The 23569-nt window shown below is 69.6% G+C and carries 20 protein-coding genes and 1 pseudogene; 11 read left to right on the top strand and 10 right to left on the bottom strand.

The genetic code is table 11. The features are described from left to right. Positions 1–900 precede the first annotated feature (900 nt). Complete coding sequence (locus BT364_RS43155; RefSeq protein ID WP_256260134.1) at positions 901–1074, bottom strand: hypothetical protein; 174 nt, start codon at positions 1072–1074, stop codon at positions 901–903. 868 nt (positions 1075–1942) lie between these two features. Between BT364_RS43155 and BT364_RS43150 the strand changes: the two genes are divergently transcribed. From BT364_RS43150 to BT364_RS21780, 10 genes and pseudogenes are all read left to right on the top strand, one after another. After that, positions 1943–2407, top strand: coding sequence for a hypothetical protein (locus tag BT364_RS43150; protein ID WP_256260133.1), 465 nt, complete (start codon positions 1943–1945; stop codon positions 2405–2407). Positions 2408–2469: 62 nt separating this feature from the next. Then, a complete protein-coding gene (locus BT364_RS21820) occupies positions 2470–2895 on the top strand; it encodes a phage tail protein (protein ID WP_072486909.1) in 426 nt (141 codons plus the stop codon). A gap of 60 nt (positions 2896–2955) precedes the next feature. Beyond that, on the top strand, positions 2956–3678 hold the full coding sequence (locus BT364_RS21815; protein ID WP_072486908.1) for a CIS tube protein: 723 nt from the start codon (positions 2956–2958) through the stop codon (positions 3676–3678). Then, a complete protein-coding gene (locus BT364_RS21810; protein ID WP_072486907.1) occupies positions 3675–5441 on the top strand; it encodes a VgrG-related protein in 1767 nt (588 codons plus the stop codon). Before BT364_RS21815 ends, BT364_RS21810 begins: the two co-directional genes overlap by 4 nt. A 60-nt stretch (positions 5442–5501) precedes the next feature. Then, the gene (locus tag BT364_RS21805; protein ID WP_072486906.1) at positions 5502–5819 is read left to right on the top strand and encodes a PAAR domain-containing protein; all 318 of its coding nucleotides are present in this window, start codon (positions 5502–5504) and stop codon (positions 5817–5819) included. Further along, positions 5816–6241 carry a GPW/gp25 family protein gene (locus tag BT364_RS21800; protein WP_072486905.1) on the top strand — a complete coding sequence of 142 codons (426 nt, stop codon included), beginning with the start codon at positions 5816–5818 and terminating at the stop codon, positions 6239–6241. The genes BT364_RS21805 and BT364_RS21800 overlap by 4 nt, the downstream gene beginning before the upstream one ends. Beyond that, a complete protein-coding gene (locus BT364_RS21795) occupies positions 6241–8202 on the top strand; it encodes a putative baseplate assembly protein (protein ID WP_072486904.1) in 1962 nt (653 codons plus the stop codon). The genes BT364_RS21800 and BT364_RS21795 overlap by 1 nt, the downstream gene beginning before the upstream one ends. Continuing rightward, positions 8199–8762 (top strand): phage tail protein I, encoded by a 564-nt coding sequence (locus tag BT364_RS21790; protein ID WP_072486903.1) that lies wholly within the window; start codon positions 8199–8201, stop codon positions 8760–8762. The genes BT364_RS21795 and BT364_RS21790 overlap by 4 nt, the downstream gene beginning before the upstream one ends. Before the next feature lie 4 nt (positions 8763–8766). Next, on the top strand, positions 8767–9999 hold the full coding sequence (locus BT364_RS21785) for a zinc ribbon domain-containing protein (protein ID WP_072486902.1): 1233 nt from the start codon (positions 8767–8769) through the stop codon (positions 9997–9999). Positions 10000–10162: 163 nt separating this feature from the next. Next, a pseudogene (locus tag BT364_RS21780) lies at positions 10163–10342 on the top strand (phosphodiester glycosidase family protein); the annotation flags it as partial. A gap of 149 nt (positions 10343–10491) precedes the next feature. On the opposite strand, the gene BT364_RS21775 reads toward BT364_RS21780, so the two are convergent. The 8 genes from BT364_RS21775 to BT364_RS21745 form a co-directional block, all read right to left on the bottom strand. Next, the gene (locus BT364_RS21775) at positions 10492–10950 is read right to left on the bottom strand and encodes a CBS domain-containing protein (RefSeq protein ID WP_072487023.1); all 459 of its coding nucleotides are present in this window, start codon (positions 10948–10950) and stop codon (positions 10492–10494) included. A gap of 266 nt (positions 10951–11216) precedes the next feature. Then, positions 11217–12224 (bottom strand): 2,3-diaminopropionate biosynthesis protein SbnA, encoded by a 1008-nt coding sequence (gene sbnA / locus BT364_RS21770; RefSeq protein ID WP_072487022.1) that lies wholly within the window; start codon positions 12222–12224, stop codon positions 11217–11219. A 210-nt stretch (positions 12225–12434) separates the two neighbouring features. Then, entirely contained in the window at positions 12435–13505 is a 1071-nt protein-coding gene (sbnB, locus tag BT364_RS21765) for a 2,3-diaminopropionate biosynthesis protein SbnB (RefSeq protein WP_072486901.1), read from the bottom strand. Further along, on the bottom strand, positions 13502–14506 hold the full coding sequence (locus tag BT364_RS21760) for a TauD/TfdA family dioxygenase (protein WP_072486900.1): 1005 nt from the start codon (positions 14504–14506) through the stop codon (positions 13502–13504). Before BT364_RS21760 ends, sbnB begins: the two co-directional genes overlap by 4 nt. Before the next feature lie 23 nt (positions 14507–14529). Further along, positions 14530–17784 carry a non-ribosomal peptide synthetase gene (locus tag BT364_RS21755; RefSeq protein WP_072486899.1) on the bottom strand — a complete coding sequence of 1085 codons (3255 nt, stop codon included), beginning with the start codon at positions 17782–17784 and terminating at the stop codon, positions 14530–14532. A gap of 63 nt (positions 17785–17847) precedes the next feature. Beyond that, on the bottom strand, positions 17848–20376 hold the full coding sequence (locus tag BT364_RS21750) for a Pls/PosA family non-ribosomal peptide synthetase (protein ID WP_072486898.1): 2529 nt from the start codon (positions 20374–20376) through the stop codon (positions 17848–17850). A 208-nt stretch (positions 20377–20584) separates the two neighbouring features. Further along, positions 20585–20803 (bottom strand): hypothetical protein, encoded by a 219-nt coding sequence (locus BT364_RS41030; RefSeq protein WP_143166525.1) that lies wholly within the window; start codon positions 20801–20803, stop codon positions 20585–20587. A gap of 231 nt (positions 20804–21034) precedes the next feature. After that, positions 21035–21676, bottom strand: coding sequence for a ScbR family autoregulator-binding transcription factor (locus tag BT364_RS21745; protein ID WP_072486897.1), 642 nt, complete (start codon positions 21674–21676; stop codon positions 21035–21037). 571 nt (positions 21677–22247) lie between these two features. Here BT364_RS21745 and BT364_RS21740 point away from each other — a divergent pair. Next, positions 22248–22934, top strand: coding sequence for an HAD family hydrolase (locus BT364_RS21740; RefSeq protein WP_072486896.1), 687 nt, complete (start codon positions 22248–22250; stop codon positions 22932–22934). 374 nt (positions 22935–23308) lie between these two features. Here the strand turns inward: BT364_RS21740 and BT364_RS44285 are convergent, their stop codons facing one another. Then, positions 23309–23566, bottom strand: a complete 258-nt coding sequence (locus tag BT364_RS44285; RefSeq protein WP_143166524.1) for a hypothetical protein — start codon at positions 23564–23566, stop codon at positions 23309–23311. Positions 23567–23569: the final 3 nt, after the last annotated feature.

Genomic DNA, 23569 nt, shown 5'->3' with positions numbered 1-23569 from the left:
TTCGTCTCCCCGTACCTCGTCTCCCCGCTCCTCCGGGAGCGGAGCATCGCGGCGGCGGGCCGGCGGGGACGGCGCGACCGCTCCGGAAGCCACGGCAGGGGCAGCCCCTGCGACGAGCACGGCACCGGCCGCGACTCCGGGCCCGGCACCGGAGCGGGCCGCCACGTCGGCATCGCAGCATCCGGCGGACACCGCACCGGCACCCCTCTCGCTCCAGCGGGCCGAGCCCGCGGCCGTACGTCCTCGGCGGATCGCCCCGCCGCTGATCGTTGCGCGGCGTCCGGCGATGGCACTGCGGCAGATCGCCGGAATCCTGCCGCCCACGGCCTCCGCACCGGGCACTTCCGTCACCACCTCCACCGTGCGGCAGGGCGCGTCGCAGCAGACCGCGCCCGCCGTCGCGCCTGGTGTCGCACCGCCGTCGGACCGCACCACTGACCGTCTCACCGCCGACAGCATTCCCACCGCCGACAGTGCCACTGCCGCCCCGGTGCGCCCCGCTCTGGGCAAGCCCCTGCGGGAACTCCCCACCGGGGCCATTCCCTCCGGCCCGCCGGCGCCGAGCGGGGTCGTCCCGTCCGCCCCGGCAGGGCAACAGCCGGCGGACATGCCGGTACTTCAGCGCCAGGAATCGGACACGGCAACCCCGGCGGTGACCGCGCCTTCGTCGGATGCGACCGAGCCGTGGGTACGCCAGCCCTCGTCCCCGTCAAAAGCCCGGGCCCCGGAGGCTCGGGCCCCGCAGCCGTCGCAGCCCGACAGGCCCGGCTCACAGGCTCGGGCCCGCGGCGGGATCGGCACCCCTCTCCCCGGGCTTCCGTCGACGGCCCGACTTCGCAACGACGCTCCGCTGCTCGGCGACCGCCGTGGGACACCCCAGCCGGGAGCCACAGGCCCGCATCAGGGCGCGTCGGGGCAGACTGCGCCCGCCGCACCGGTCATGCCGATGCCGAAGCCCCCGAACGCGCCTTCCGAGATGCCGGTGCGCTCGTCCGTCGTACCTGCTCCGCCCGGTGAGCCCGCACCGCAACCCGCGGCCGTCCAGCGTGCGGTGGACGCCTTGCGTGCGGGCAAACCGGCCACCATCTCTGCCTCTTCCGCTCCGGCTCCTGTTGCGCCGGTCCGTGTCCGCAGGATCATCCCGGAACGGGAGCAGGGACAGGTAGCCGGGCCCGCCGCTGGTGCCGGGGGGTCGACGACGCCCGTCGTCCAGCGGTCGCGGGCTCTCCTCGCGGGCAGGTCCCTGAAGGTGAGCACAGGCTCCGGCGAGGGCTTCTCGGGGCCGACGGCAGGCAGCACTGCGCGGCCGGTCGTGGTGCCCACCTGGCGTCGCGATGTCCAGCAACCGGGGTCCGATGCGCCGTCGCCGTCGCTGACGTCGGGGCCCACTAGTTCGCGTCCCGCCGAACCCGCTGCACCGCACCGGCCCCGTGGAACCGGCCCGGGGCCGACGTCCGGGGGCGTGGTGCCCGAGAGACCGACACCCGGCGGCACCGTCCAACGCCTCGTGCCCGGAAACCCGCCGCCCGGCCCCGCGCGGAGCGGGACGCCTTCAGGCCGGCCGCCCGCGGTTGAACCCGTTCGCGTTCCCGGCACAGGACGGGCAGCAGGTGCAGCACCCGAGGCCAAGACCGGAGCCGCACCCGATGCAGGGCCGGCCGCCGACCGGAAGGCGCGCGGGCCGGCGGGCGGCGGAACCCTCGTGCGGCTCGTGCAACGTGCGGTACGAGGCGGTGCGACAACGTCGCCGTCCCGCCCCGAGCCCCGCCGGCCGGAGCAGCAACTCGCGGAGCCACGTCCCGCCCACCGTCCCGCACCGCCGTCCCCGGCACCACGGCCCGTACCCGCCACCCCGTCCGCTTCGTCCGTGCCGTCCGCCGCTCAGCCGGTTCCGGTTGTGCGCCCGGATCCGCCCGGCCCGCACCGGCCGGGAGCGACCGTCGTGCCCGTACAGCGGATGCCGCTGCCGGTGGTGCCCGAATCCGCCGCTCCGGTGGCCACCGGACCGATGGAGGGAGCCGAGGCGGCCCTCCCCGGGCCACCGAGCCTTGCGGTACGGGTTCCGCAACGCGCACCGGCTCCGGCAGCCGGAGCCTCCGGCGCCACCGGAACTTCTGGTGCCTCCGGGGCCACGGCCGAGGTGCTTCAGCGCGCGGCCGCCGCCGCCGGAATCACCGGCGTTCCGGTGCGGGCGGCCCCGGTGAAGGCTGCCCAGCAACCGGGAAGGACCGGGCCGGCCGGACCGGCCGACTCGCCCTCCGAGGAGGTCCCGGCCGCGAACCGGGTCACCGCGGCGGACATCGAGGAACTGGCCCGCCGTCTGCTCGACCCGGTGAGCCGGCTGATCCGGGCGGACATGCGCAGAGGGCGGGAGCGTACCGGGCGGCTGTACGACGGACGTCGCTGACGGCGGTACGAACAGCCTTACATCGCACGGTACTTGAATACATCAGAGAAGAAGAGAAGCACATGACGGACAACATCTTCGCGACGAGCGTGTTCTTCAAGCTCGTCATCGGGGGCAGCGATCTGGGGGCCTTCCACACCTGCTCGGGTCTGGGCGCCGAGGTGGAGATGGAGCAGTACGCCGAGGGTGGCAACAACGGCTTCACCTGGCAGCTGCCGGGGCGGATCACGTGGACCAACATCACACTGACCCGCCCCGTCACCGCCGACACGCTCAAGATCGCACGGTGGCTGAACGAGACGATCCAGCGGGTCGAGCCCAAGGACGGCGAGATCGTCGCACTCCGTCCGGACCTCAGCCGCATCATCAGCTGGCAGGTGCACGGAATCGTGCCGGTCCGCTGGCAGGGGCCGTCCTTCGACCCCGCCAACTCCCAGGCGGCGATCGAGACACTGGAGATCGCACACGAGGGCCTGGAGCCTTCCTGATGAACCGTCATATTCCGTAGCAGGCAGAGGTATCAGAGAAGACAGGGAAGGAGGAGCGCCATGTCACCCGCTGTCCGTACCAGCCGTGCTCGCGCCCAGCTGACCATCATGGAACCGCCGACGACCGTCGGTGCCAAACCGGGCGGGAACCTCGCCCGGATCACCCTGCAGTTCAACCCCGCGAAGCTGTCGTTGAGCAAGAGCACCGAATGGCGGCGTACGCCGTCCCGGATGGCCGGGCAGTCCGCACTGCCCGAGTTCGTGGGCAGCGGGCCCCGGGCGCTGTCCCTGGAGGTCTTCCTGGACTCCACCGCCACCCATGACAACTCGGTGGAGAAGGCGGTGGAGCAGCTGATGCTGGCATGTGTGCCCACCCCCAGCAGCCTGGCCCGCAAGACACCCGCCAGCCCCTGGGTCCGCTTCGACTGGGGCACGTCGAAGACGACCTCGTTCGACGGCGTGATGTCCAACCTCTCCGTCTCGTACACCCTGTTCGACGTAGACGGGAAGCCGTTGCGCGCCACCTGCGCCCTGTCGATCGAGGAGGCGAGCGTGGACCCGGCGGGCCAGAATCCCACGTCCGGCTCGCGGGAGGCACGTCGTACGCACCGGGTCGTCGCCGGTGACAGCCTGCCGTTGCTGGCCTGGCAGGAGTACGGCGACGCCACCGCGTGGCGCACGATCGCCGAGGCCAACGACGTGGACGACCCGATGCAGTTGATCCCCGGCACGGAGCTGGTCGTGCCCGGACTGGAAGACCACGCCCCGGAGGGCAGCCGGTGACCGCCCCCGGCCGCTCCTTCGCCGCGGACCCCATCGTCGAGGCCCCCGGCGAGCTGCCGGCGGCCTGGGCCGCCCAGCTGGTGAGCTGCGTGGTGGACGAGAACGTCGGCCTGCCGGACACCGCCGTGCTGACGTACCGCGACCCCGATCACAAGCTGCTCACCGCCACCGGGCTCACCATCGGCACCCCGCTGAAGATATCCGTGGTCACCGTGCAGGAGCGGGTGCGCGAGCGGCTGTTCACCGGTGAGGTCACGGCGGTCGAGCTGGACAGCGACACCACCGGTTCGTTCACGGTGGTCCGTGCCTTCTCCAAGGCCCACCGGCTCCAGCGCGGACGGAAGGTGGCGGCCTTCCGCAACATGAAGACCGCGGACATCGTCCGAAAGGTCGCCGCGGGCGCAGGGCTGGCGTGCGGGAAGATCGAGGCCGCGCCCATCACGTACAAGCAGCTGACCCAGCCCAATGTCTCGGACTGGGAGTTCCTCCAGTACCTCGCGGGCGAGAGCGGCGCGCAGGTGCGGGTGGACGACAAGGGCCTGTTGCAGTTCGTGAAGCCGAAGCCCGCCGCCTCCGCCCCCTCGCCCGCCACCTCTGCCACCCGGCACCCGATGGTCCTGGAGTACGGGCGCAACCTGCTGGCTCTGCGGGCCGTGCTGACCGGTGCGGACGGGGCGGACAGTGTGGAGGTGCGCGGCTGGAACGTCGACACCAAGACACGGCTGGTCGCCCGCCAGCAGTCCGTCCGCAGCGACACGGTGTCCCCGGGGATGAGCCCGTCGCTGGCGGCCGGGGCGTTCGGTCCGAACGCCCGGATGACGGTCACCGACACCCCGTACCGGACGCAGGCCGAGGCCACGGCCGTGGCCGGTTCGGTGGCCGCCTCGGTGAGCGCCGGATTCGGCGAGATCGAGGCGGTCGCCGAGGGCAATCCCCAACTGCGGGCGGGCGAGCCGGTGGCCCTCGGCAACGTCGGGCCCGCGTTCGCCGGGCGCTACACGGCGACCGCAGCGCACCACGTACTCGAACCGAACGGTGGCTACCGCACGACCGTGCTGGTGAGCGCGGCCCCCGACCGCTCCCTGGCGGGACTGACCAGCGGCGCTAACGCACCCTCGCGAGGCCCCCGCATGCCGGGTCTCGCGATCGGCGTGGTCACCGACATCCGCGAGGGCAAGGCCGAACGGGGCTGGGTCCGGCTGAAGTTCCCCTGGCTCGACGACACCTATGTGACCGACTGGGTCCGTACGGTGCAGTGGGGCGGCCAGGGCGGCGGCGGGGTGTTCAGCCCCGAGGTCAACGACGAGGTGCTGGTCGGGTTCGAGCAGGGGCTGCTGGACAGCCCGTATGTGCTCGGCGGTCTCTACAACGGGGTCGACAAGCCCTCGCCGCACGACGTGCCGCTGGTCGACCCGACCAGCGGAAAGGTCAATCGTCGTTCCCTGGTGTCCCGTTCGGGCAACCGGCTGGAGCTGCTGGACGCCCCGCGCGGGCCGTCCGGTGTCCGGCTGGCCACCGGCGACAAACGGCTCGAAGTCACCCTGGACGAGCGGCGGAGCGAGATCGCGCTGACGGTGTACGCCCGCGGCGGCACCCGGGCGCTGAGCTCCGTGACGCTCTCCGCGTCCGGGATCACACTCGACGCCGGAACGGGCGACGTGAACATCAAGGGCAGCTCGGTGACCGTCAACGGCAAGACGGGGGTCACGATCGACGGCGGACTGCTCGGTGTGCTCAAGGCCAAGCTCATCAGGATCAACTGACGCCCCACCAACCGTCCGACACCCCCAGAAGTCCCTTTCCCAGCAAGGAGAACACCGACCATGCCCCCCGCAGCCCGCACGGGCGACAGCACCGCCCACGGCGGCCTCATCGGCACCCCGCCCCCGGGTGCGGTGGCCGTCGCCACCGTGCTGATCGGCGGCCGGCCGGCGGCCGTCACCGGGAGCCTGCACGTGTGCGTCGTTCCCCCGCACGCCGCGCTCGGGCCGGGGAATGTGATCACGCCCAACCCGGCCGCCGCGGTCACCGGTCAGGTCCTGATCGGCGGGCTGCCCGCCGCCCGGATGCGGGACAACACCAGCTGCGGCGCGCCCATCATCAGCGGTGCGCTGAACGTACTGATCGGGGGCCCGATGTGAGCGGCGGCGGATTCATCGGACGCGGCTGGGGCTTCCCCCTGCGGGTCGGCGCCACGGGCGGCATCGGCATGGTCGAACGGGACAAGGAGATCGAGGAGGCGATCGGACTGGTGCTCGGCACGGCGCCGGGCGAGCGGCCGATGCGCCCGGAGTTCGGCTGCGGCATCCACGACTACGTCTTCGCACCCGGTGACGGCGCCACCGCCGGGCGCATCGCCCACGAGGTCCGCACCTCGCTGGAGCGGTGGGAGCCGCGCATCGAGGTGACCGACGTGGTGATCGCGTTCGACGCCATCGAGGAGGGCACCTTGTACATCGACGTGCACTACACCGTGCGGGCCACGAACGACCTGCGCAATCTCGTCTTCCCCTTCTACACCATTCCGTCCTCCGAGGGCTCCGAAGAATCGGGAGTGCGCTGATGGCCCTGCCCTCACCCAACCTGGACGACCGCCGCTTCCAGCAGCTCGTCGACGAGGCCAAGCGGTACGTCCAGCAACGCTCACCCGAGTGGACCGACCACAATGTGTCGGACCCCGGGGTCACGCTCATCGAGACGTTCGCGTACATGGTCGACCAGCTGCTGTACCGGCTGAACCGGGTACCGGACAAGAACTACTCGGCCTTCCTCGACCTGCTGGGCGTCACCCTGTTCCCGCCGACGGTGGCGCGGGCGGAGGTCGACTTCTGGCTGTCCGCGCCGCAGCCGGAGACCGTACGGCTCCCGTCGGGCACGGAGGTCGCCACCTCACGCGGCGAGTCCGAGGAGGCGGTGGTGTTCTCCACCTCCGAAGAGCTGCCGATCGTGCCGAGTTCGCTGGTCCGGCTGGTCACCGCGCCGGTGTCCGGCGACCAGACCGACCGCACCGCACCGCTCGGCGCCGGCAAGGACATCCCGTGCTTCCAGTCCCGCCCGGAGCCCGGTGACGCCCTGCTGTTCGGGCTGCCCACCGCCGTGCCCCGCTGCATCGTCGCCGTACGCCTGGACAGCCGGGTGGAGGGCGTCGGCGTCGACCCGCGCCAGCCTCCGCTGGTGTGGGAGGCGTGGGACGGTGCCCGCTGGGTCACCTGCCAGACCGGCACCGACAGCACCGGCGGGCTGAACAGGCCCGGCGAGGTGATCGTGTTCGTCCCTGCCGGACACACCACGTCGGTGACCGCGGGGACCCGGGCGGGATGGCTGCGCTGCCGGGTCACCGCGCCGGAACCGGGCCAGCCGTTCTACTCCGAGTCGCCGACGATCCGGGAGGCCGAGGTGTTCACCGTCGGCGGCACGGCGGACGTCGAACACGCGGAGACCATCATCGACGTCCCGCTCGGCACCTCCGAAGGCGTCGCCGGGCAGCGGTTCTCCGTGAGCAGGGCACCGCTGCTGCTGGACGGGGAGCCGCCGGTCGTCCAGGTGTCCTCCGCGGACGGCTGGCAGAACTGGACCGCGGTGGAGCACTTCGGCGCGTCCTTGCCGCACGACCGGCACGTGCGGATCGACGCCGTCTCCGGCGAGTTCGCGTTCCCGCCGGAGGTACGCGAACCGGACGGAACGATGCGCGCCTATGGAGCGGTGCCCGAGAAGGGCGCACAACTGCGGGTCCCGCGCTACCGGACCGGCGGCGGCGCGGCCGGGAACGTGGCCCGGGGCGCGATCAGTGTGCTGCGCAGCTCGGTGCCGTACGTGGCGGGCGTGGACAACCGCGAGGCAGCCAGGGGCGGGGTCGACGGCGAGACCGTGGAGAACGCGAAGGTCCGGGCGCCGAACATCCTGCGGGTGCAGGAACGGGCGGTCACGGCCGGGGACTACGAGGCCGTCGCCCGCGAGGCCGCGCCTTCGCTGCGCAGGGTCCGGTGCCTGCCCGCCGTCGCGGGCGAAGCGGGCGCGGTACGGGTCCTGGTGGTGCCCGACGCGGTCGCCGACGAGGGCGGCCAGCTCCGCTTCGAGCAGCTGATCCCGTCGGACCCGGTGCTCGCGGCGGTCACGGAGCGGCTCGACGAGCGGCGACTGGTCGGCACCCGGCTGGTGGTGGAACCGCCCGCTTACCAGGGAGTCACCGTGGTCGCCAGGCTGGTGACGGCCGACGGCGACGTGGACCGGGTCCGGGGGGACGCGGTCGCGGCGCTGTTCCGCCACATCGACCCGCTGCGGGGCGGTGCGGACGGGACCGGGTGGCCGTTCGGCAGGCCGGTGCAGTACGGCGAGATCTTCGCCGTGCTCCAGGGCGTGCCAGGGGTGTCCCTCGTGGAGGAGGTACGGATGTTCCCCGCTGACCCGATCACCGGGCGGCGCGGGGCGGCGGTGCAGCGGATCGACGTCGCCCCGGGCGCCCTGGTCTTCTCGCACCAGCACCAGGTGGAGGTCATCGCGAGCGTGGCCGGTGACGGCTCATGACCAGAGCCGCGGTTCCGGGGCTCGCCAGCCGCTACCCGATCGGTGGGCTGCTGCCCGCGCTGTACGCGGACGACGACCTGGCCCAGCGGTTCACCGCGGGCCTCGACACCGTACTGGCGCCCGTCCTGTCCACCCTGGACAACCTCCCGGCCTACTTCGACCCGTCGCTGGCACCGGCCGACTTCCTGCCCTGGCTGTCGTCCTGGGTGGCCGCCGACATCGATCCGGCGTGGCCCGAGGAGCTGCGGCGGGCCGTCGTCGCGCGCGCCGTCGAGCTGCACCGACGCCGCGGCACCCGTCGCGGCCTGATCGAACACCTCCGGCTCTGCTTCGACGTGGGCGCCGATGTCCAGGACGGGGGCGGCGCCACATGGTCGTCCCGGCCGGGCGCCGAGCTGCCTTTGCCACCTACCGGAGAACTGCTGGTGCGCGTCTGGGCGTTGCACGGCGGACCGGTGGACGCGAACCGTGTCCTGGACGTCGTCGCGGCCTCGTGCCCCGTACACCTCACATGCCGGGTGGAGATCCTGCCGGGCCCGCCAGACGAGACAGGAGGCTGACGCGATGCGTTCGTGTCCGGCGTGCGGTTCGGCCAACCGCGAGGACGACGAATTCTGCGGGAACTGCGGCTCCTACCTGGGCTGGTCGTCCAGGACGCCGCAGAACGCGCCCGCCGCTGCGGAACCCGCCGCTCCCGCCCGGCCCACCGAACCGGCGGGCCCGGCAGCCGAGCCCGCGACCGGAAGCCCGGCCGAGCCCGTGACCGGCCCCGCGACCGTTCCCGACCCGCAGCCCGAGGCCCCGCAGCCCGAGGCCCCGCAGGCCGGGGATCAGCCCTCCCCGCGCCCCGAGCCGGCGCGCTCGCGTGCACCGGAACCCGCCGCGCAGCCGCACGCGGAGCCCACACCGGCACCGGTGCCGGAACCGCGACCGGCACCGCCCGCCCCCGTACGACCGGAACCACCGGCGCAGCCCGCTCCTGTCCGGCCGCAAGCACCGCAACCACCGGCACCGGACGAGCCCGTGATCGCGGTGCAGCCGGCCAGGCCGATCGCCCGGCGGCCTGTCGTGAGGCCCGTGACGGAGGACGAGGAGCCGGACGGGCCGCCGTGCCCGGCATGCGGTACCCCGAACCTGCCGGGACGCAAGTTCTGCCGTCGCTGCGCCGCACCGTTGCAGACCAGGGAGCAGCCCGCGCCGCTGCCGTGGTGGCGTACGGTGTGGCCGTTCCGCCGCCGGGTGAGAAGCGGATCGGGCCGGGCGCTGCGACGGACCATGCTGGTGCTGGTGGTCGTCGGGCTGCTGTTCGCGGGCTTCCTGCTCCTGCCGGCCGGGCGCTACGTCTTCGAGGACGTACGGGACAAGCTCGGCGCAACGGCGGAGATCAGCCCGACCGGGGTCACCGCGAGCGCACACGCTCCCGGCCATCCGGCGTCCGCCGCCGTCGACGGACTGACCGACAAATACTGGGGAGCACCCACGCTCGGCTCGTCGCTGACGTGCACCTTCGACAAGCCGTTCAGGCTGGTCGGCGTCGTGGTGTACCCCGGTGTGTCGACGGAGCCCGAGGAATTCCGGCAGGGAGCCAGGCCCACCCGGGCCGATCTGATCATCACCTCTGCGGACGGTGAGGTCCACGAGAAGACAATGACGCTCACCGACAAGCCGGGCCGGCAGACGGTACGGACCGGCATCAGCGACGTCATCTCCGTCCGGCTCGTGCTGAGGGCTGCGTCCGGCCAGGGCGAGGGGCGGCCGATCGCGGTGGGGGAGGTCGAGATCTTCGAGCGCAGCTGAGGCCGGACACCACCCGGAGCAGGCAGGGCGGCGCCGCCCTGCCTGCTCCGGGGAGGCGCTACCCGGCGCGCCCGTCCAGCAACTGCTCAGGCACGAACCCGGCCTCCGCGAGCCACTGCCACAGCCCGCTGGGGATCGGGAAGCGTGCGAACGACCCCGCCTGCTGAGCATCCCCGAGAGCGCCGCCGTCGCCAGGGCACTCGGCCTGCGCGACGCGGTCAATCTCGACGGTGGCGGGTCGACCACGATGGCGGTCGACGGACAAGTGATCAACAATCCGTCCGACGCGGCCGGTGAACGCCCTGTCGGGGATGCACTGCTGATCCTGCCGGACCGGGACTGACCCGGCCCGGTCCGAGAACACCACAACCATCGACCGCCGGGAGCCGCCATGACCGCCGTCCCGATCCGCCGATCCCGCCTCCTGCTCTTCCTCGCCGTGCTGATGATCATCCGCCACGGATGGACACCTCTGTGGGGTTCGGCGAGACCTCAGTCCCCGGACCCGCCGGACATCCCGGCGCCCGCGTATACGCGGCTCGCGAACTCGGCGATCTGTTCGTCGCTCAGATTCTTCGCAAGATTCGCCTCCGTGATCATGCCGACCAGTCGGTGGCCACCCTGGACGTCGATCACCGGCAACCGCTTGATCTGGTGTTCCTCCATGGTCGTCAGGACATCGCCGGCATCCGCTTCGGCATCGATCCAGTGCACCTTGCCCTTGAGCGATCCGGCCTGCACGGTTGCCGGGTCGATGCCCTCGGCGCAGCATTTGACGACGATGTCACGGTCGGTGATCAAGCCTGTGAGCTTGTTGTTGTCGCCGCAGATGGGCAGGCAACCTACGTTCAGATCGCGCATCATCTTCGCCACGTCGAACAGCGACTGATGCGCACCGACGCACTGCACGTTGCCGGACATGATGTCTCGCGCCCGCAGTTTCTCAGTCATGGTTTCCTCCCGTTCCGACAGCGTCGCCTCCTCCGTCATCGATCACAACACGAATGGCTCAACACCGCTCCTCAAAAGCGTCATCGATACAGGGATCCCGAGCGTCGCACCCGACCGGATCGGCCCGAGCGGCCGAGGCGGACACCGGGAAGGGCCGGGCCCCGTCGGTGCTTCCGGCTCCTCGGACGGCGCGCCCTGGACTCACGTGCCTGGAGCCTGTGAGGGTCGCCATTGCGGCTGCCGGTCCGCAGGCCCGCCCGACGGACCTACCGTGCCGCCGGCGGGGGAGCGGCTGCCCAGGAGTCGGCGGTCTCCTTGGCGGATTCGAGCACGTCCTCACCGTAGAGATCCTGCAGCCAGTTGGTCTGGTAGATGGTGTCGAGGTAGCGCTCGCCGAGGTCCGGGCCGACGGCCACCGCGGTGAGTTCGCGCGCGTCATGCCGGGCCAGCCAGTCCGTTGCGCCGCTGATCACCGTGCCGGTGGAGCCGCCGAACAGGAATCCGCGCCTGGCCAGACGATGACAGGCACGTATGGTGTCCGCCTCCTCGACAAGAATCACCTCGTCGACATAGGACTCGTCGAGCAGCGGCGGGCGCATGCTCATGCCCAGACCGGGAATCATCCGGCGGCCCGGCGAACCGCCGAAGGAGACCGAGCCGACGCTGTCCACCGCGATGATCCGCACGGGCCGGTGCCATCCCCGGAAGTAGCGCGCACAGCCCATCAGGGTCCCGGTGGTGCCGGCTCCGATGAACAGCACGTCCAGCCGCGGGAACTGACGGGCGACCTCCGGCGCGGTCGTGCGGTAGTGCGCCTTCCAGTTGCTCGGATTGGTGTACTGACTGAGCCACACATACCGGTCGTCGGAGGCGCACAGCGCGCGGAGGTAATCGAGCCGCGCGCCGAGAAAACCGCAGCCCGCCTCCTGTTCGGTGATCACATGCACCTGGCTGCCCAGCGCCTCCATCATCATTCTGTTCGACAGATTGCCGCGGGAGTCCGTCACACACAGGAACCGGTAGCCCTTGCTCGCCGCGATCATGCTCAGCGCCACGCCGAGGTTTCCGGACGAGGACTCGACCAGGATCGATTCCGGCGTCAGGATTCCATCCCGCTCAGCGGCCTCCACCATCTCGGTCGCGGCCTTCAACTTGATCGAGCCGGCGAAGTTGAAGCCCTCGCACTTCAGGAAGAGCGAGTGCCCGAAGATCGACCGGAGGTCGACATAGAGATCCTCTTCATTGAAGGCGTAAGGAGTGGATATGACGGGCACCATGGTCTCCTCTGTCTGGTGCAGAGCACTTTCGGAACCATCCGGCCGTGGGCGGGCTCCTCGCCTGTGCGGGCGGGACCCCGTCTCCAACCGGCGGGGCGGGGCCCTGTGCCAGCGGCCGCTGTCTCGTGCGTCAGGACCTGCTGCGACGTGACCTGGTGGTCTCGCCCGGGGTCGGCCTTGAAGGAGCCTCCTGCGCTCTCGCCCGGCTCATCCGTACCGGCTCATCTCGTGGAAGAAGTCGTCGACGACGTACAACTCTCCATTGCGGGCCACTTCGGTGTAGACGTACTTGCCCACCGCGAGGTCGAGCACCCCGAGGCCGAAGGGCGAGAACACCACCGGCCGGTCCGTCGGCACCGTCACCCGCCCGGCCATCACGTCGTCCAACGTGCCGTGCAGGAAATCCCGGTTGCCGGTGAGCTGCTCGGCCAGATGCGGCGACGTGTCGGCCTTGAGGCAGTGCTCGACATCATCGACGATGTTGGTCGAGGCGAGCAGGATCTCCGGCGCGAGGTCGCGCAGCGACACGTGCAGCACCAGCGGATTGTGTGCGAACCAAGACAGGTCACTGACGTGTGGTTGACCGGCGACCGTGGCGAAGACGACCAGGTCGCTGTTTCGGATCAACTGCTCGGCGCTGTCGTGCACGGTGATCCGGCCGACGGTGTCCGACTGCTCCAGGTAGCACCGGAAGCCTGCCGCGCTTTCGGCGGACAGGTCATGTACGCCGATCTCGTCGAACGACCAGCCGGTGCCGACCAGGAAGGTGTGGATGTAGCGGGCGATCAAGCCCACCCCGAAGAACCCGACGCGCGTCGGTCGCGGCCGGTCGCGGCTGAGCCAGTCGGCCGCCGACGCCGCCGACGCGGCCGTCCGGGTGGCGCTGATGATCGAACTCTCCAGACAGGCGAACGGGTAGCCGGTGTCGTGATCGTTGAGGATCAGCACCGCCGATGCCCTTGGAATACCGGCCGCTACGTTCTCCGGGAAGCTGGAGATCCACTTCAGGCCGTCCACCCGTGTCTTCCCACCGATCGAGGAGGGCAGCGCGATGATCCGGGAGGACGGGCGGTCGGGGAAACGCAGGAAGTACGACGGCGGGTTCACCGAATCACCGGAGCCGTGCACCCGGTAGGTGGCCTCGACCAGCTCCGTGATCCGCTTCTCGCATCCGTGCAGCGTGCGCTGGACCTGGGCACCGGAGATCACCGCGAACGGTGGCACGGTGACCGGTGCGACCCCTGCGGGCTTTCTCGGGGTGGAATCGACGGCTGTCATCGCGCGGTCACCTCCACGGTCGGCGAGCAGTCGTCCAGACGCACCGGATCGGCCATGGCGACCAGCACCTCGCGCGGTCCCTCGAAGGGCTCCCTGCTGTGCGCGGTGCGGACGTTGTCGACGATCATCAGGTCGCCGGCCTGCCACGGTTCGCGTACGGTGTTCGCCTCGTAGACGCTGTTGAGCAGCTGCACGACGTCCTCGCCGATCGGGTCGCCGTTGCCGAAGCGGGTGTTGAACGGCAGCCCGTCGGCGCCGTAGACGTCCACCAGGTACTCGTGCACCTCGGGGGCCATCGTCCACTCGTTGAGGAACGCGATCTGATTGAACCAGCAGCGTCGGCCGGTGACCGGGTGGCGCACCACGGCGCTGCGGCGCTGTCTGGTGCGCAGTCCACCGTCGGGCTGCCACTCGAACGAGATCGCGTTGGCGCGGCAGTAGCGCTCGACGGCGCCCCGGTCCTCGGTGCCGAAGGCCTCGGCGACGGACGCGCCGATCTCGTCGTTGTAGCTGCGGGTCAGCAGCCAGCCCTCGCGCTCGAACCGCTCGGTCAGCTCGGTGGGCAGCGCGTCGAGCACGGTCGGTGAGTCGGCCACCGCGGTCGCCCCGCCTTCGGGGGGAGCGCTGAGACAGGCGAACATCATCAGGCCGGGGAACTCAAGCGTGTAGCTCAGCTCGTGGTGCATGCACATGGGCTGGTTCGGCGGCCACTTCGATGAGGAGTACACCCCGTCGGAGTAGGCCTCCCGGGGCGCGAAGGCCTCCCGCTCGGTCATCAGACCGGTGGCCAGCTTCGAGAAGACGGCTCCGGTCTCGGCCGCGTCACGCAGCCCGAGGCCGCGGACCAGGACCGAACCGTGCTCGGCGACGACTGCGCGCAGCGCGTCCCGGCGCTCGGCCGCCCAGGCCGGCGCGTCGCCGGTGGCCTCGGCCCGCAGCCGTGGGGGTTTGCCGGATTCCAGTTCCACGTCGACCAGCGACGCCGTGGATGTGGACGACATCTCGATCTCCTTTCGACTGAGACTCAGGAAGAAGCGAACAATTCGGTGGCCTGCAGCACGGCCTTTGCCGCCTCGGCCGGACGGGTACGCAGGAAGTAGTGGCCGCCGTCGGCGAGCTCGTGCAGGTCGACCTGTCCGGCCAGAAGCTGCCAGTCGCGGTACCGGCGCGGGTAATCCGCCGTGCTCGGGTCGTCCGCGGCCACGACCACGGTGACCGGCACGGACAGCTTCTGAGCGGGCGGGCGCTCCAGGGCGTCGGTGAAATAGCGATGAGCGGACACACAGTCGTGCCGGCAGGCGGCGCCGACGTGCTCGGCGTGCTGCGCACCCAGCTCACCGAGTGCGGTGCAGCCGCCGTCCGCACTCAGGTTCGCGGCGATCTCGGCGTTGCTCCGCCCGGCCATCTCGTCGACGGTGGCGCGCCGGTCCTCGGCGTCACCGAGCAGTTGCGCGCCGAGAAACACCCGTTGGACGTCCACCCCGCGCTCCCGCAGCTTTCTGGCTGTCTCCACGGCCAGCGCGGCGCCCGAGGAGTGGCCCCACAGCAGGACCCTGGTCAGACCGCGCCCGGTGATCTCGTCGACGACCTGCTCGACCACCTGCGTCATCGGCGCGAGCGGCTCGCTCTCGGCGGCCACGTCGTGACCGGGCAGCTCGACGGCGTAGACCGCCGGTCCACCGTCCGGCAGTGCCCTGGCCATCGGCTGGAAGTTCACCGCGTTGCCGCCGGCGTAGGGGAAGCACACCAGGGCCGCGGTCTGCGCACCGTCCGATTCCGACAGCGGCTGAAGCAGCCCGCCACGCCGCTCGGACCTGCCGTCGACCAGCCCGGCCAGATCGGCGAGGACCGGGTGCCGGGTGACGTCCTTGAGGGACACAGCACGGTCCAGGACGATGGCCAGCTTCACTGCCGACAGCGACGTGCCGCCCCGGTCGAAGAAGTGGTCCCGCCGTCCGATCTGGTTCTGCGGGATGCCGAGTACCTTCGCCCAGGCGGCCGCCAACTGCTGCTCGGTCGGCGTATCCGGCGCGTGGAAGTCGCCCCGGACGACACCGAGTTCTCCGGCGAGTGCCTGCAGAGTCCTTCTGTCGATTTTGCTGTTGGCCGTCAGCGGCAGAGTCTCCCGCCAGTGGAAGGCCGACGGGACCATGTACGCGGGCAGCGACGCACCGAGCCGGTCCAGCACGATGTCGACATCGAGCGGCCGCCGACCGGAGTAGAAGGCCACCAGGTGCTTGCTCCGGTCGGCCCGCTCGGCGACCACGACCGCACCGTCGCGGACACCGGGCACCTGCAACAGGGTGTTCTCGATCTCGCCGATCTCGATCCGGAAGCCACGGATCTTCACCTGGGTGTCGCGGCGGCCGAGGAACTCCAGCTTTCCCTCGGGCGTCCAGCGGCCGTAGTCGCCGCCCCGGTAGAGACGGGCGCCCTCACGGTGCGGATCGGCCAGGTAGGCCTGCCGGGTGCGCTCGGGGTCGTTGACGTATCCGCGGCCGACGCAGACGCCGGAGAAGACGATCAGACCGGGGGCTCCGAGCGGCACCGGGACCAGGTGCTCGTCGACGACGTAGACGTGCACATTGTTGACCGCGGGACCCAGCAGGACCCGGTCTCCGCAGGGCACGCGGTCCATGACCTCGTGGTTGGTGTCGTCCGAGGTCTCGGTCAGCCCGTAGGCGTTGACCAGCTTGATCCCGGGCTGGGCGGCGAACCAGCGCTGCACGAGCTCCTTCTTCAGCGCCTCGCCCGTGACCGACACACACCGCAGGTCCGGCAGCTCGCGGGGGTGCTGATTCAGCCAGGACACGACCACGTCCAGGTAGGAGGGTACGACCTGGAGGACAGCGACCCGGCCGTCGACGATCTTGTCGACGAACCGCTGGACGTTCAGGATCACCTCCTGCTCCACCAGCAGGGTCCGCCCCCCGACCAGGAGCCCGGACACCAGCTGCCACAGCGAGATGTCGAAGCACTGGGGCGCGGTCTGGGCGACCACTTGTCCCTCGCCGATCCCCAAGTCGTCGATCTTGGCGTAGAGGTGGTTCAGCATGCCCGCGTGCTCGCACATCGCGCCCTTGGGCTCACCTGTGGAGCCGGAGGTGAAGTAGATGTAGGCGAGCTGGTCCGGAGCGACGGGGAGGCCCAGATCATCGTCGGGATGGTCTTCCTCGTAGGCCGCGCCGACGAAGAGCTTCCGGACCCCGGGCAGTGAGCCGAGGGCCTGGTCGAGCGTGGCGGTGCTGCCGGGTTCGGTCAGCACGAGCCCGCATGCGGCGCGGGAGAGCATGGTCGCGAGGCGGTCGACCGGGAAATGCGGCTCGATGGGCAGGTACACGCCGCCGGCCTTGAAGACCGCGAGGACGGCGGCCATCCAGTCCAGGTTGCGCTCGGTCACCACCGCGACGGCATCCTCGGGGCGCAGTCCCCGCGCCAGCAGGGCCCGGCCCACCCGGTTGGCGCGCGCGTTGAGTTCTCGGTACGTCAGTTGCAGCTCCCCGTGCACCGCGGCGACGGCGTCCGGGTGTGACGCCACCCGCTGCTCGAACAGTTCGTGGAACCGGTGGTCCGGCAGTTCCCGGCGCGGACCGGCGAGTTCTTCGAGCTGGAAGTGGAGTTCCCCGGCGGAGAGCAGGCTCTGCCGCCCGTGCTCGGCGTCCGGATCGGCGGCGATCAGCGCGAGTGCGGTGAGGTGGTAACCGGCGATCCTGACGGCGCAGTCCTCGTCGAGCGCGTCGGTCCGGTACCGCAGCCGCAGCACAAGGTGGCCGCCGCGTTGCGAGAATCCCACCCACAACACGGTGTTACGGGTGACTTCGCCGCCCATGCCATGCGGATCGAACACGACCTCGATCGACGGCTCGGCCAGGCCCAGTTCGCGCCTGAGCTCATCGACCGGGAAGTCCTTGTGCGACAGCAGTTCCGACGCGACTCGATGGGCGTCCAGCAGCAGCGTCCGCCACGAGTCGGGCTCGGTCGTCAGCCGGCACAGCAGCGGCCGGTCGCCTTCCGCACCGACATATCCGGTCGCGACCTCGTGCTCGCCGGACAATGCGGCGATCACCTTGGCGTGCGCTGCCAGCAGCACCGAGTCGAGCGGCAGCGCCAGTTCCTCGGCGAGCCGTTCCAACGCCGCCACGACGTCGTCCGGGATCGGCGCCTCGTGTTCGTCGATGCCCTTCACCGGATTGAGCGTCCACCGCGGGATTTCGGTGAATCCGCCGGCGACGAGCACATCGCGCCAGAATTCCCGGTCGGCCTGCGCTTGCATTCCCATCTGGCCGTCTCTTTCCATTCGCCTTCGCTACCGTGCTGTTCCGCGCCGAGAAGGACGGAGCTGCTATCCCTCCCGCGTCAGCGCCTCGGGCTGATGGGGGGCGTCTCGCATCTCCGTGGCGGGGTTTCCTCCCCAGCGTGCGTGCTGGGGGACCTCTTCGCCCTTCATGAGGAAGGAGTCGGGTGCGAGCACCGCGCCGGCGCCCACCGTCACGCCGTAATGGACATGGGCTCCCACGCCGATGGTGCAGCCGGCGTCGAGGGTGCTGCGATCGGATTTGAAGGTGCCGTCCTCCTGCGAGTGGCACTGGACCTTGCTTCCCGCATTGAGCGTGCAGTCGTTCCCGATGGTGGTGAGCGTCCGCTCCGTCATATAGCAGCCGTCATCGAAGACCCTGCTGCCGATCCGAACCCCCAGCATCCGCCAGATCACGTTCTTGAAAGGCGTGCCGTTGAAGATGTTGAGGTAGGTGTCGGGCACCTTCCAGAGGCGCTCGTGCCACCAGAAGTAGGGGTCGTAGATGGAGCACACCTGTGGTTGCAGCGCGCGGAATGCCGCGATGCCGCGCTCCACCAGTACGAAATAGACGGCGGTGAACCCGAGGCTGAACACCAGGAATGCGGCGATCAGTACATGCCCGTAGGAGTCGTACAGCTCGGCGTTCGCCAGGCCGAACATCGTGAGCACGAAGAAGTGCAGCCACCGCACGAGAAGGAAGAAGACCATCGAGCGGATGTTGTAGCGGTTCTTCGCAGCGAGACTGCGGCGCAACTCGTCACCGGTGCGCAGATGGTCGAACCGGGAATCACGCTCGACCGACCGGGGAATCTCGAAGCACGGCGAGCCGAGCAGTCCCACCCCCTCGCGCACCTCGCCCTCGAGCGGAACCATCACCTTCGTCGCGAGGAGACAGTTCTCGCCTGTCCTGGCCCCCGAGGGATAGGCGATGTTGTTCCCGAGGAAGCTGTATGCCCCGATCGAGGCCCGGGACACCCGGAACGACGTGCTCGAATAGTCGGCGTTGACGATGGAGAGCCCGTCGGCGACCATCGTCCCGCTCCCGACCGAGCACAGGAACGGGGTCTCGTGTTGCACTTCCGTGCCGAAGTTCGACCCGGTCTGCTCGACCCGGGACAGGTCGTATCCGATGCCGCGCAAGTAGTGGACGATGTAGGAGCTGTCACCGAACAGCCATGTGAAGAACTTGATGTTGGTCATGCGCCCGATCGCCCGGTGCACCGAGTAGTGAAACCCGTACAGCGGATAGACCTTGTCCGGCTTGACGACCAGGTTCAGCAGGCGCGGAACAGTGAACATCACGGTCAGGCCCACGACGACGAAGCCGAAGAACAGCAGCAGGGAAAGGAGCAGCGCGTCGATGTAGAGATCCGGCGATGTGAGCTGCACCGTGCCCGGTTCCAGCCGGTCGTGCAGCGCCGGCACCAGGGTTACCAGCATGTACGCGCCCCCGACAGCCAGTGGCACGTAGAGAAAGAACAACTGAAACACGGTGATGAGACCGAAGCCGGCCCGGCGCAGCGTGCCGCATGTGGCCGGCTCGATCCTCAGGTAGTCGTGCTGCGTGAGCTGTGCCGGGGACCCGTGCCAGCGCTGACCGCCCGGCACCGCCTGGCCGCTGTACAGCGTGGACGTGTGGCCGAGTTGAGCCCCGTCACCCATCGACGTGTCGATGTCGAGCACGGTCTTCTCGCCGATGAACACGTCCCGGCCGAGGGTGACCCGGCCGGTCTGGATACGGCCGGCGTGCGCCCGGTAGCAGAGGAAGAACGAGTCCTTGCGGATCACCGTGCCGGCACCGACTGTGAGCAGGTCGGGGCAGACCGGAACGCTGTGGGAGAGGATCGTGACCCCTTTGCCGATCCGTGCGCCCAGCGCTCGCAGGTACAGCACGTACAAGGGATTGCCGACGAAGAACATCATCGGGTTGGCGTGGATCAGCACCTTGACGGTCCAGAAGCGCAGATAGGTCAGACCCCAGACCGGGAACTCGCGCGGTTTCCAACGGCCGATGAGGAGCCATTTGGCCGCGATGGGGAAGGTGCAGAGAGCGACGAGGCCGACGCCCCCGAAGACGAACGACCGCAGGTAGACATCGATCACACCCGACCCGGCGGAGACCCAGGAATAGCCTCGGTCGGCAACAAGCCCGGCGAGGAACGAGTAGCCCAGGAAGAGCAGGAACTGCAGGGTTCCGCACAGTGCGTACCGCACCGTGCGGACTGGGGTCACCACCTCGGTCGGTGCCGGGACCGACGGCTCGACGGGCGCGGCATTCGCGAGCCCCGTCGCCAGGCTGCGGATCGTCGGATGCCGGTAGATGTCCTTCATCGACGCCGAGGGAAGGTCCGCCCGCTTCCTGACACGTGCGCAGAAATGGGCCATTACCAAAGAGTTGGCGCCGAGGTCATCGAAGAAATGGCCGTCGATCGGCACCCGTTCGACGCACATGACGTCAGCCAGCACCTCTGCGAGGTCCTTCTCGATGCCGGTCTCCGGGCTGGTGTACTTGCGTATACCGACCGCGGATTCATCCGGCCCGGGCGTCAAGACGTCGAGGGATTTCTCCTCCATGCGAGCTCCTTGAGGAACTTTCGAGCGTCGCCGCCATTACGGTCGGCGCCCCGTACTCGCGTTTTTCGATGGCCGGAGCGAGTGGTCCGGAATTCACGAGGTCGGGATCAGTTGTCCGGTATCCCGAACCGCTGCCTCAGTCTTAGCCGACCACCGTCGGGCTGCCACTCGAACTCGGCCGCACCGGTGCGGCAGCAGCTCTCCCGGTTCACGCCTCGTCCACGACCTTGCCCGGCGGTACGGCGAACTGCGCATGCGCCTCGATGTACTGCATGCGAGTGGTGCATGCCTGATCCGGAAGGGGCTGCGCAGGGGCGCGGGCGGTGACGACGTCCGGCGCATCGCAGTTGTGGGGCGACGGAGCGACATCCGCGCGCTTCTCAGTGGTGGCGCGGTGGCACGCGCGGCCGCAACCATCTGATGTCACCCGATCAGCGAGGTACGCCCGCGAGCCAGCAGAGTGATCCTGGTCAGCCTCCGAGACCATTCACCCGCTGGTGTCATAGTGCGGCTGACGTATCACGAAGCGATTGTGCAGGACGGAGCCGGACCGCTACAGCCTTGCGCCGCATGACCGGCTGGTGATCGAGCCCGGTGGCGGCGTCACGGGTGCGGCACGTCTCTGTGGAGACCGGGACCGACGGTTCGGCCGGGAGGTTCACCCGGTGGGCGTCGGCCGGTGGTGCGCCAGGGCCCGCGCCACCAGGGCGGCGGGCTCGGGGCGTGCCTGCAACGCCTTCAGGATCAGCAGCCACCACCGGTGCAGCCGGTCGGAGAGATCCTCATGCTCCGCCATCTCCTCGGTGAGGTCGTACAGCCCGAAGAACGCGCACACCAACGTCGCGGCGGTGCCCGACGGCTCGACTTCCTCGGCCAGTTCGCCGTCGGCACGCGCCTCGGCCAGAAGGCGCGTGACGGCAGCTGTCCAGACGGCGAAGGGCGTGGGTATGGCGACGTCGATGGTGCGGCGCTCAGCCCACAGACGCGCGCCGGCCCGGGTCATGACGTCGTCGCGCAGTGCCTTGGCGATATCGAAGCTGAGGGCGACCAGCTTCTCCAGCGGCGGGACCCCGGGGGCGGCATAACGGTCGGCCAACAACGTCCAGGCTGCGAACTGTTCGCGCACGACCGCCAGTGCGAGTTTCTCCTTGCTGGAGTAGTGGAAGTAGACGGCTCCGCTGGTGCGCCCCGAAAGGTCGCTGATCTCATTGATGCTTGTCCGTGCGTACCCTTGTTCAACGAAAAGGTGTGCTGCGGCTTCCAGTAGAGCCCTTCGGGTCGCGCGCGCCCTGTCCTGCATATGTGTTCCGCCCTCGTTCGTCAGTTCCCATTTTTTTGATCCGGGAAGGTCGTGCGCCGCGGCGCACTGACGGCGCTCCGTGCCGTTAATGCGTGGAGATTATTATTGTTATTGGGCTGTGTGTGAGTACGGCCAATGGCGGAAAATCACCCTTCGCCGGTGCTGCCGGGCGCGGTCACCGATCTGCGGGGTTCGGCGTATGCGGCCAAGTCCTGTTCTGTCCAACGGAGTTGAAGGGGTGAAAGGCCTCATTCAGCTGTCGCCGATTGTCGCGCGCGCATCGCGAGTACTTGGAAATGTGCGTGCCGTCAAACACTCAAAATGATGATTGCGCCCTCTCGGTCGGGAAATTAACGTAGTCACCACGATGTTTCTGGGGTCATCCGGAGAAGATCGGACGATGTCCATCGCTGGAGGGCCCGGAGGCGAAGCATCAGCCTTCATGCGTGGTCGAGCGGGGCTCGTTCGACGGCGCACCTTCTGCGGCCGAGCGGGCCTCTCCGTAGTCCCCTGCTTCTTACTGCGAGCACTGACGACGCGGGGTGGCGCGCTCTTCGAGAACGGCAGGCAAATGACACCTCGTCATATCTTCACATGGTCCCCGGCTGCCATCGTCTTCGACTGTGACGGAACCCTGATGGACACCGAAAGACACTGGCAGGACGCGCGCAGCCGGGTCTTCGGAGAGTTCGGGCTGAAGCCCCGCCCGGGCTTCGCCGAGCGGGCCAAGGGCGTGCACTACACCGAATGCGGCAGCCTCATGGCCAGAGAGACCGGGAAGCCGCAACTCGCGGACGACATGGCGCAGGCGCTCCTGAGCCACTTCATGGCGCTCGTTGCCGAAGACCCCGTGACCATGCCGGGTGCGGCGGCACTGGTCCGCCTCGCCGCCCGCCATGTCCCGCTCGCGGTCGCCAGCAACTGCCCTTTGGATGTGGTCGAGTTCAGCCTTGCCCGGGTTGGTCTGCGCAGCTACTTCGCCCATGTCGTCGTCGCGGGTGACGGTCTGCTGCCGAAACCCCATCCGGACGTCTACGCCACCGCGGTCCGCCTGTGCAGCGTGCGGCCGGAGGAAGCGATGGCTGTGGAGGACTCGGTCACCGGCGTCGAGTCGGCCCGGAGAGCAGGCATGCGCGTGCTCGGCGTGGGACCTCGACCGGCCGAAGAGGGCGCTGACCAGGCCGACCTGTGGCTGCGCACTCTGGCTGATCCGGAACTCCAGGCATGGGCCCATGCCTGGGCGAACGGGGCCGCCTAGTACTCCAGCGGGATTCGGTTCCGGCTGTATGGGTGCGGACCTGGCGGAGTGTGCACGTCGAGCGGGCCAGAACATGAGGTCCTGTCCCGCTTCTGCGCCAAGTTCCTTGACGGCCTGCAAGAGCACGCCAACCGCCTCATTGAACAGCCGATCAAGGAGTGGGCTCGCGTCGGCCGAGACGAATCACCGGCCGAGCGTGCCAACAGGTGCCTGACAGAGGAAATCCCTGGTCAGGCACCTGTTTTCGTGCCCCTGGAAGAAGCCGAGCCTCTTCGCCGAGTACGACACGAGCAGGTTCTTGGTCCGCTGGTCAACCGTCGCTGACCTGCTGAGTTGGGCTCGCCTTCGCCAGCCGGTAAACCGTGTCGTCGTCCTCATGGCCGAGGGGTGTACTCGATGAAGCGGACCGGATCCCGGCGCTCACGGTCGCCTGCCGCGACGATCTCCGACAGGCAGGAGCCGTCGTCGAAGGCTTCGAGGACCGGGAGCACGATGTTCTTGCGGACGCGCCACAACAGGTCCGCGCCCGTGCCCGAGGCGGCCCGCCACAGCTCGAAGCCGGTGATGCCGCGGCCGGCCATCAGCAGCATTCCCGGCCCGAGCCGGCCCAGCTCCCGGCTCTTCCCAGGCACGTC

Origin of the sequence: Streptomyces atratus (assembly GCF_900119365.1) — a bacterium.
Lineage (GTDB): Bacteria > Actinomycetota > Actinomycetes > Streptomycetales > Streptomycetaceae > Streptomyces > Streptomyces atratus_B.
This window is presented reverse-complemented; position numbering and strand designations above follow the sequence as displayed.

What these genes read in the sequence shown, in the direction of transcription:
- BT364_RS21760 (WP_072486900.1), bottom strand. Translation starts at nt 14,506, where the DNA reads ATGTCGTCCACATCCACGGCGTCGCTGGTCGACGTGGAACTGGAATCC.
- BT364_RS21755 (WP_072486899.1), bottom strand. Translation starts at nt 17,784, where the DNA reads ATGGGAATGCAAGCGCAGGCCGACCGGGAATTCTGGCGCGATGTGCTC.
- BT364_RS21820 (WP_072486909.1), top strand. Translation starts at nt 2,470, where the DNA reads ATGACGGACAACATCTTCGCGACGAGCGTGTTCTTCAAGCTCGTCATC.
- BT364_RS21785 (WP_072486902.1), top strand. Translation starts at nt 8,767, where the DNA reads ATGCGTTCGTGTCCGGCGTGCGGTTCGGCCAACCGCGAGGACGACGAA.
- BT364_RS21740 (WP_072486896.1), top strand. Translation starts at nt 22,248, where the DNA reads ATGACACCTCGTCATATCTTCACATGGTCCCCGGCTGCCATCGTCTTC.
- BT364_RS21815 (WP_072486908.1), top strand. Translation starts at nt 2,956, where the DNA reads ATGTCACCCGCTGTCCGTACCAGCCGTGCTCGCGCCCAGCTGACCATC.
- BT364_RS21745 (WP_072486897.1), bottom strand. Translation starts at nt 21,676, where the DNA reads ATGCAGGACAGGGCGCGCGCGACCCGAAGGGCTCTACTGGAAGCCGCA.
- BT364_RS21775 (WP_072487023.1), bottom strand. Translation starts at nt 10,950, where the DNA reads ATGACTGAGAAACTGCGGGCGCGAGACATCATGTCCGGCAACGTGCAG.
- BT364_RS21790 (WP_072486903.1), top strand. Translation starts at nt 8,199, where the DNA reads ATGACCAGAGCCGCGGTTCCGGGGCTCGCCAGCCGCTACCCGATCGGT.
- sbnB (WP_072486901.1), bottom strand. Translation starts at nt 13,505, where the DNA reads ATGACAGCCGTCGATTCCACCCCGAGAAAGCCCGCAGGGGTCGCACCG.
- BT364_RS21795 (WP_072486904.1), top strand. Translation starts at nt 6,241, where the DNA reads ATGGCCCTGCCCTCACCCAACCTGGACGACCGCCGCTTCCAGCAGCTC.
- BT364_RS21805 (WP_072486906.1), top strand. Translation starts at nt 5,502, where the DNA reads ATGCCCCCCGCAGCCCGCACGGGCGACAGCACCGCCCACGGCGGCCTC.
- BT364_RS21750 (WP_072486898.1), bottom strand. Translation starts at nt 20,376, where the DNA reads ATGGAGGAGAAATCCCTCGACGTCTTGACGCCCGGGCCGGATGAATCC.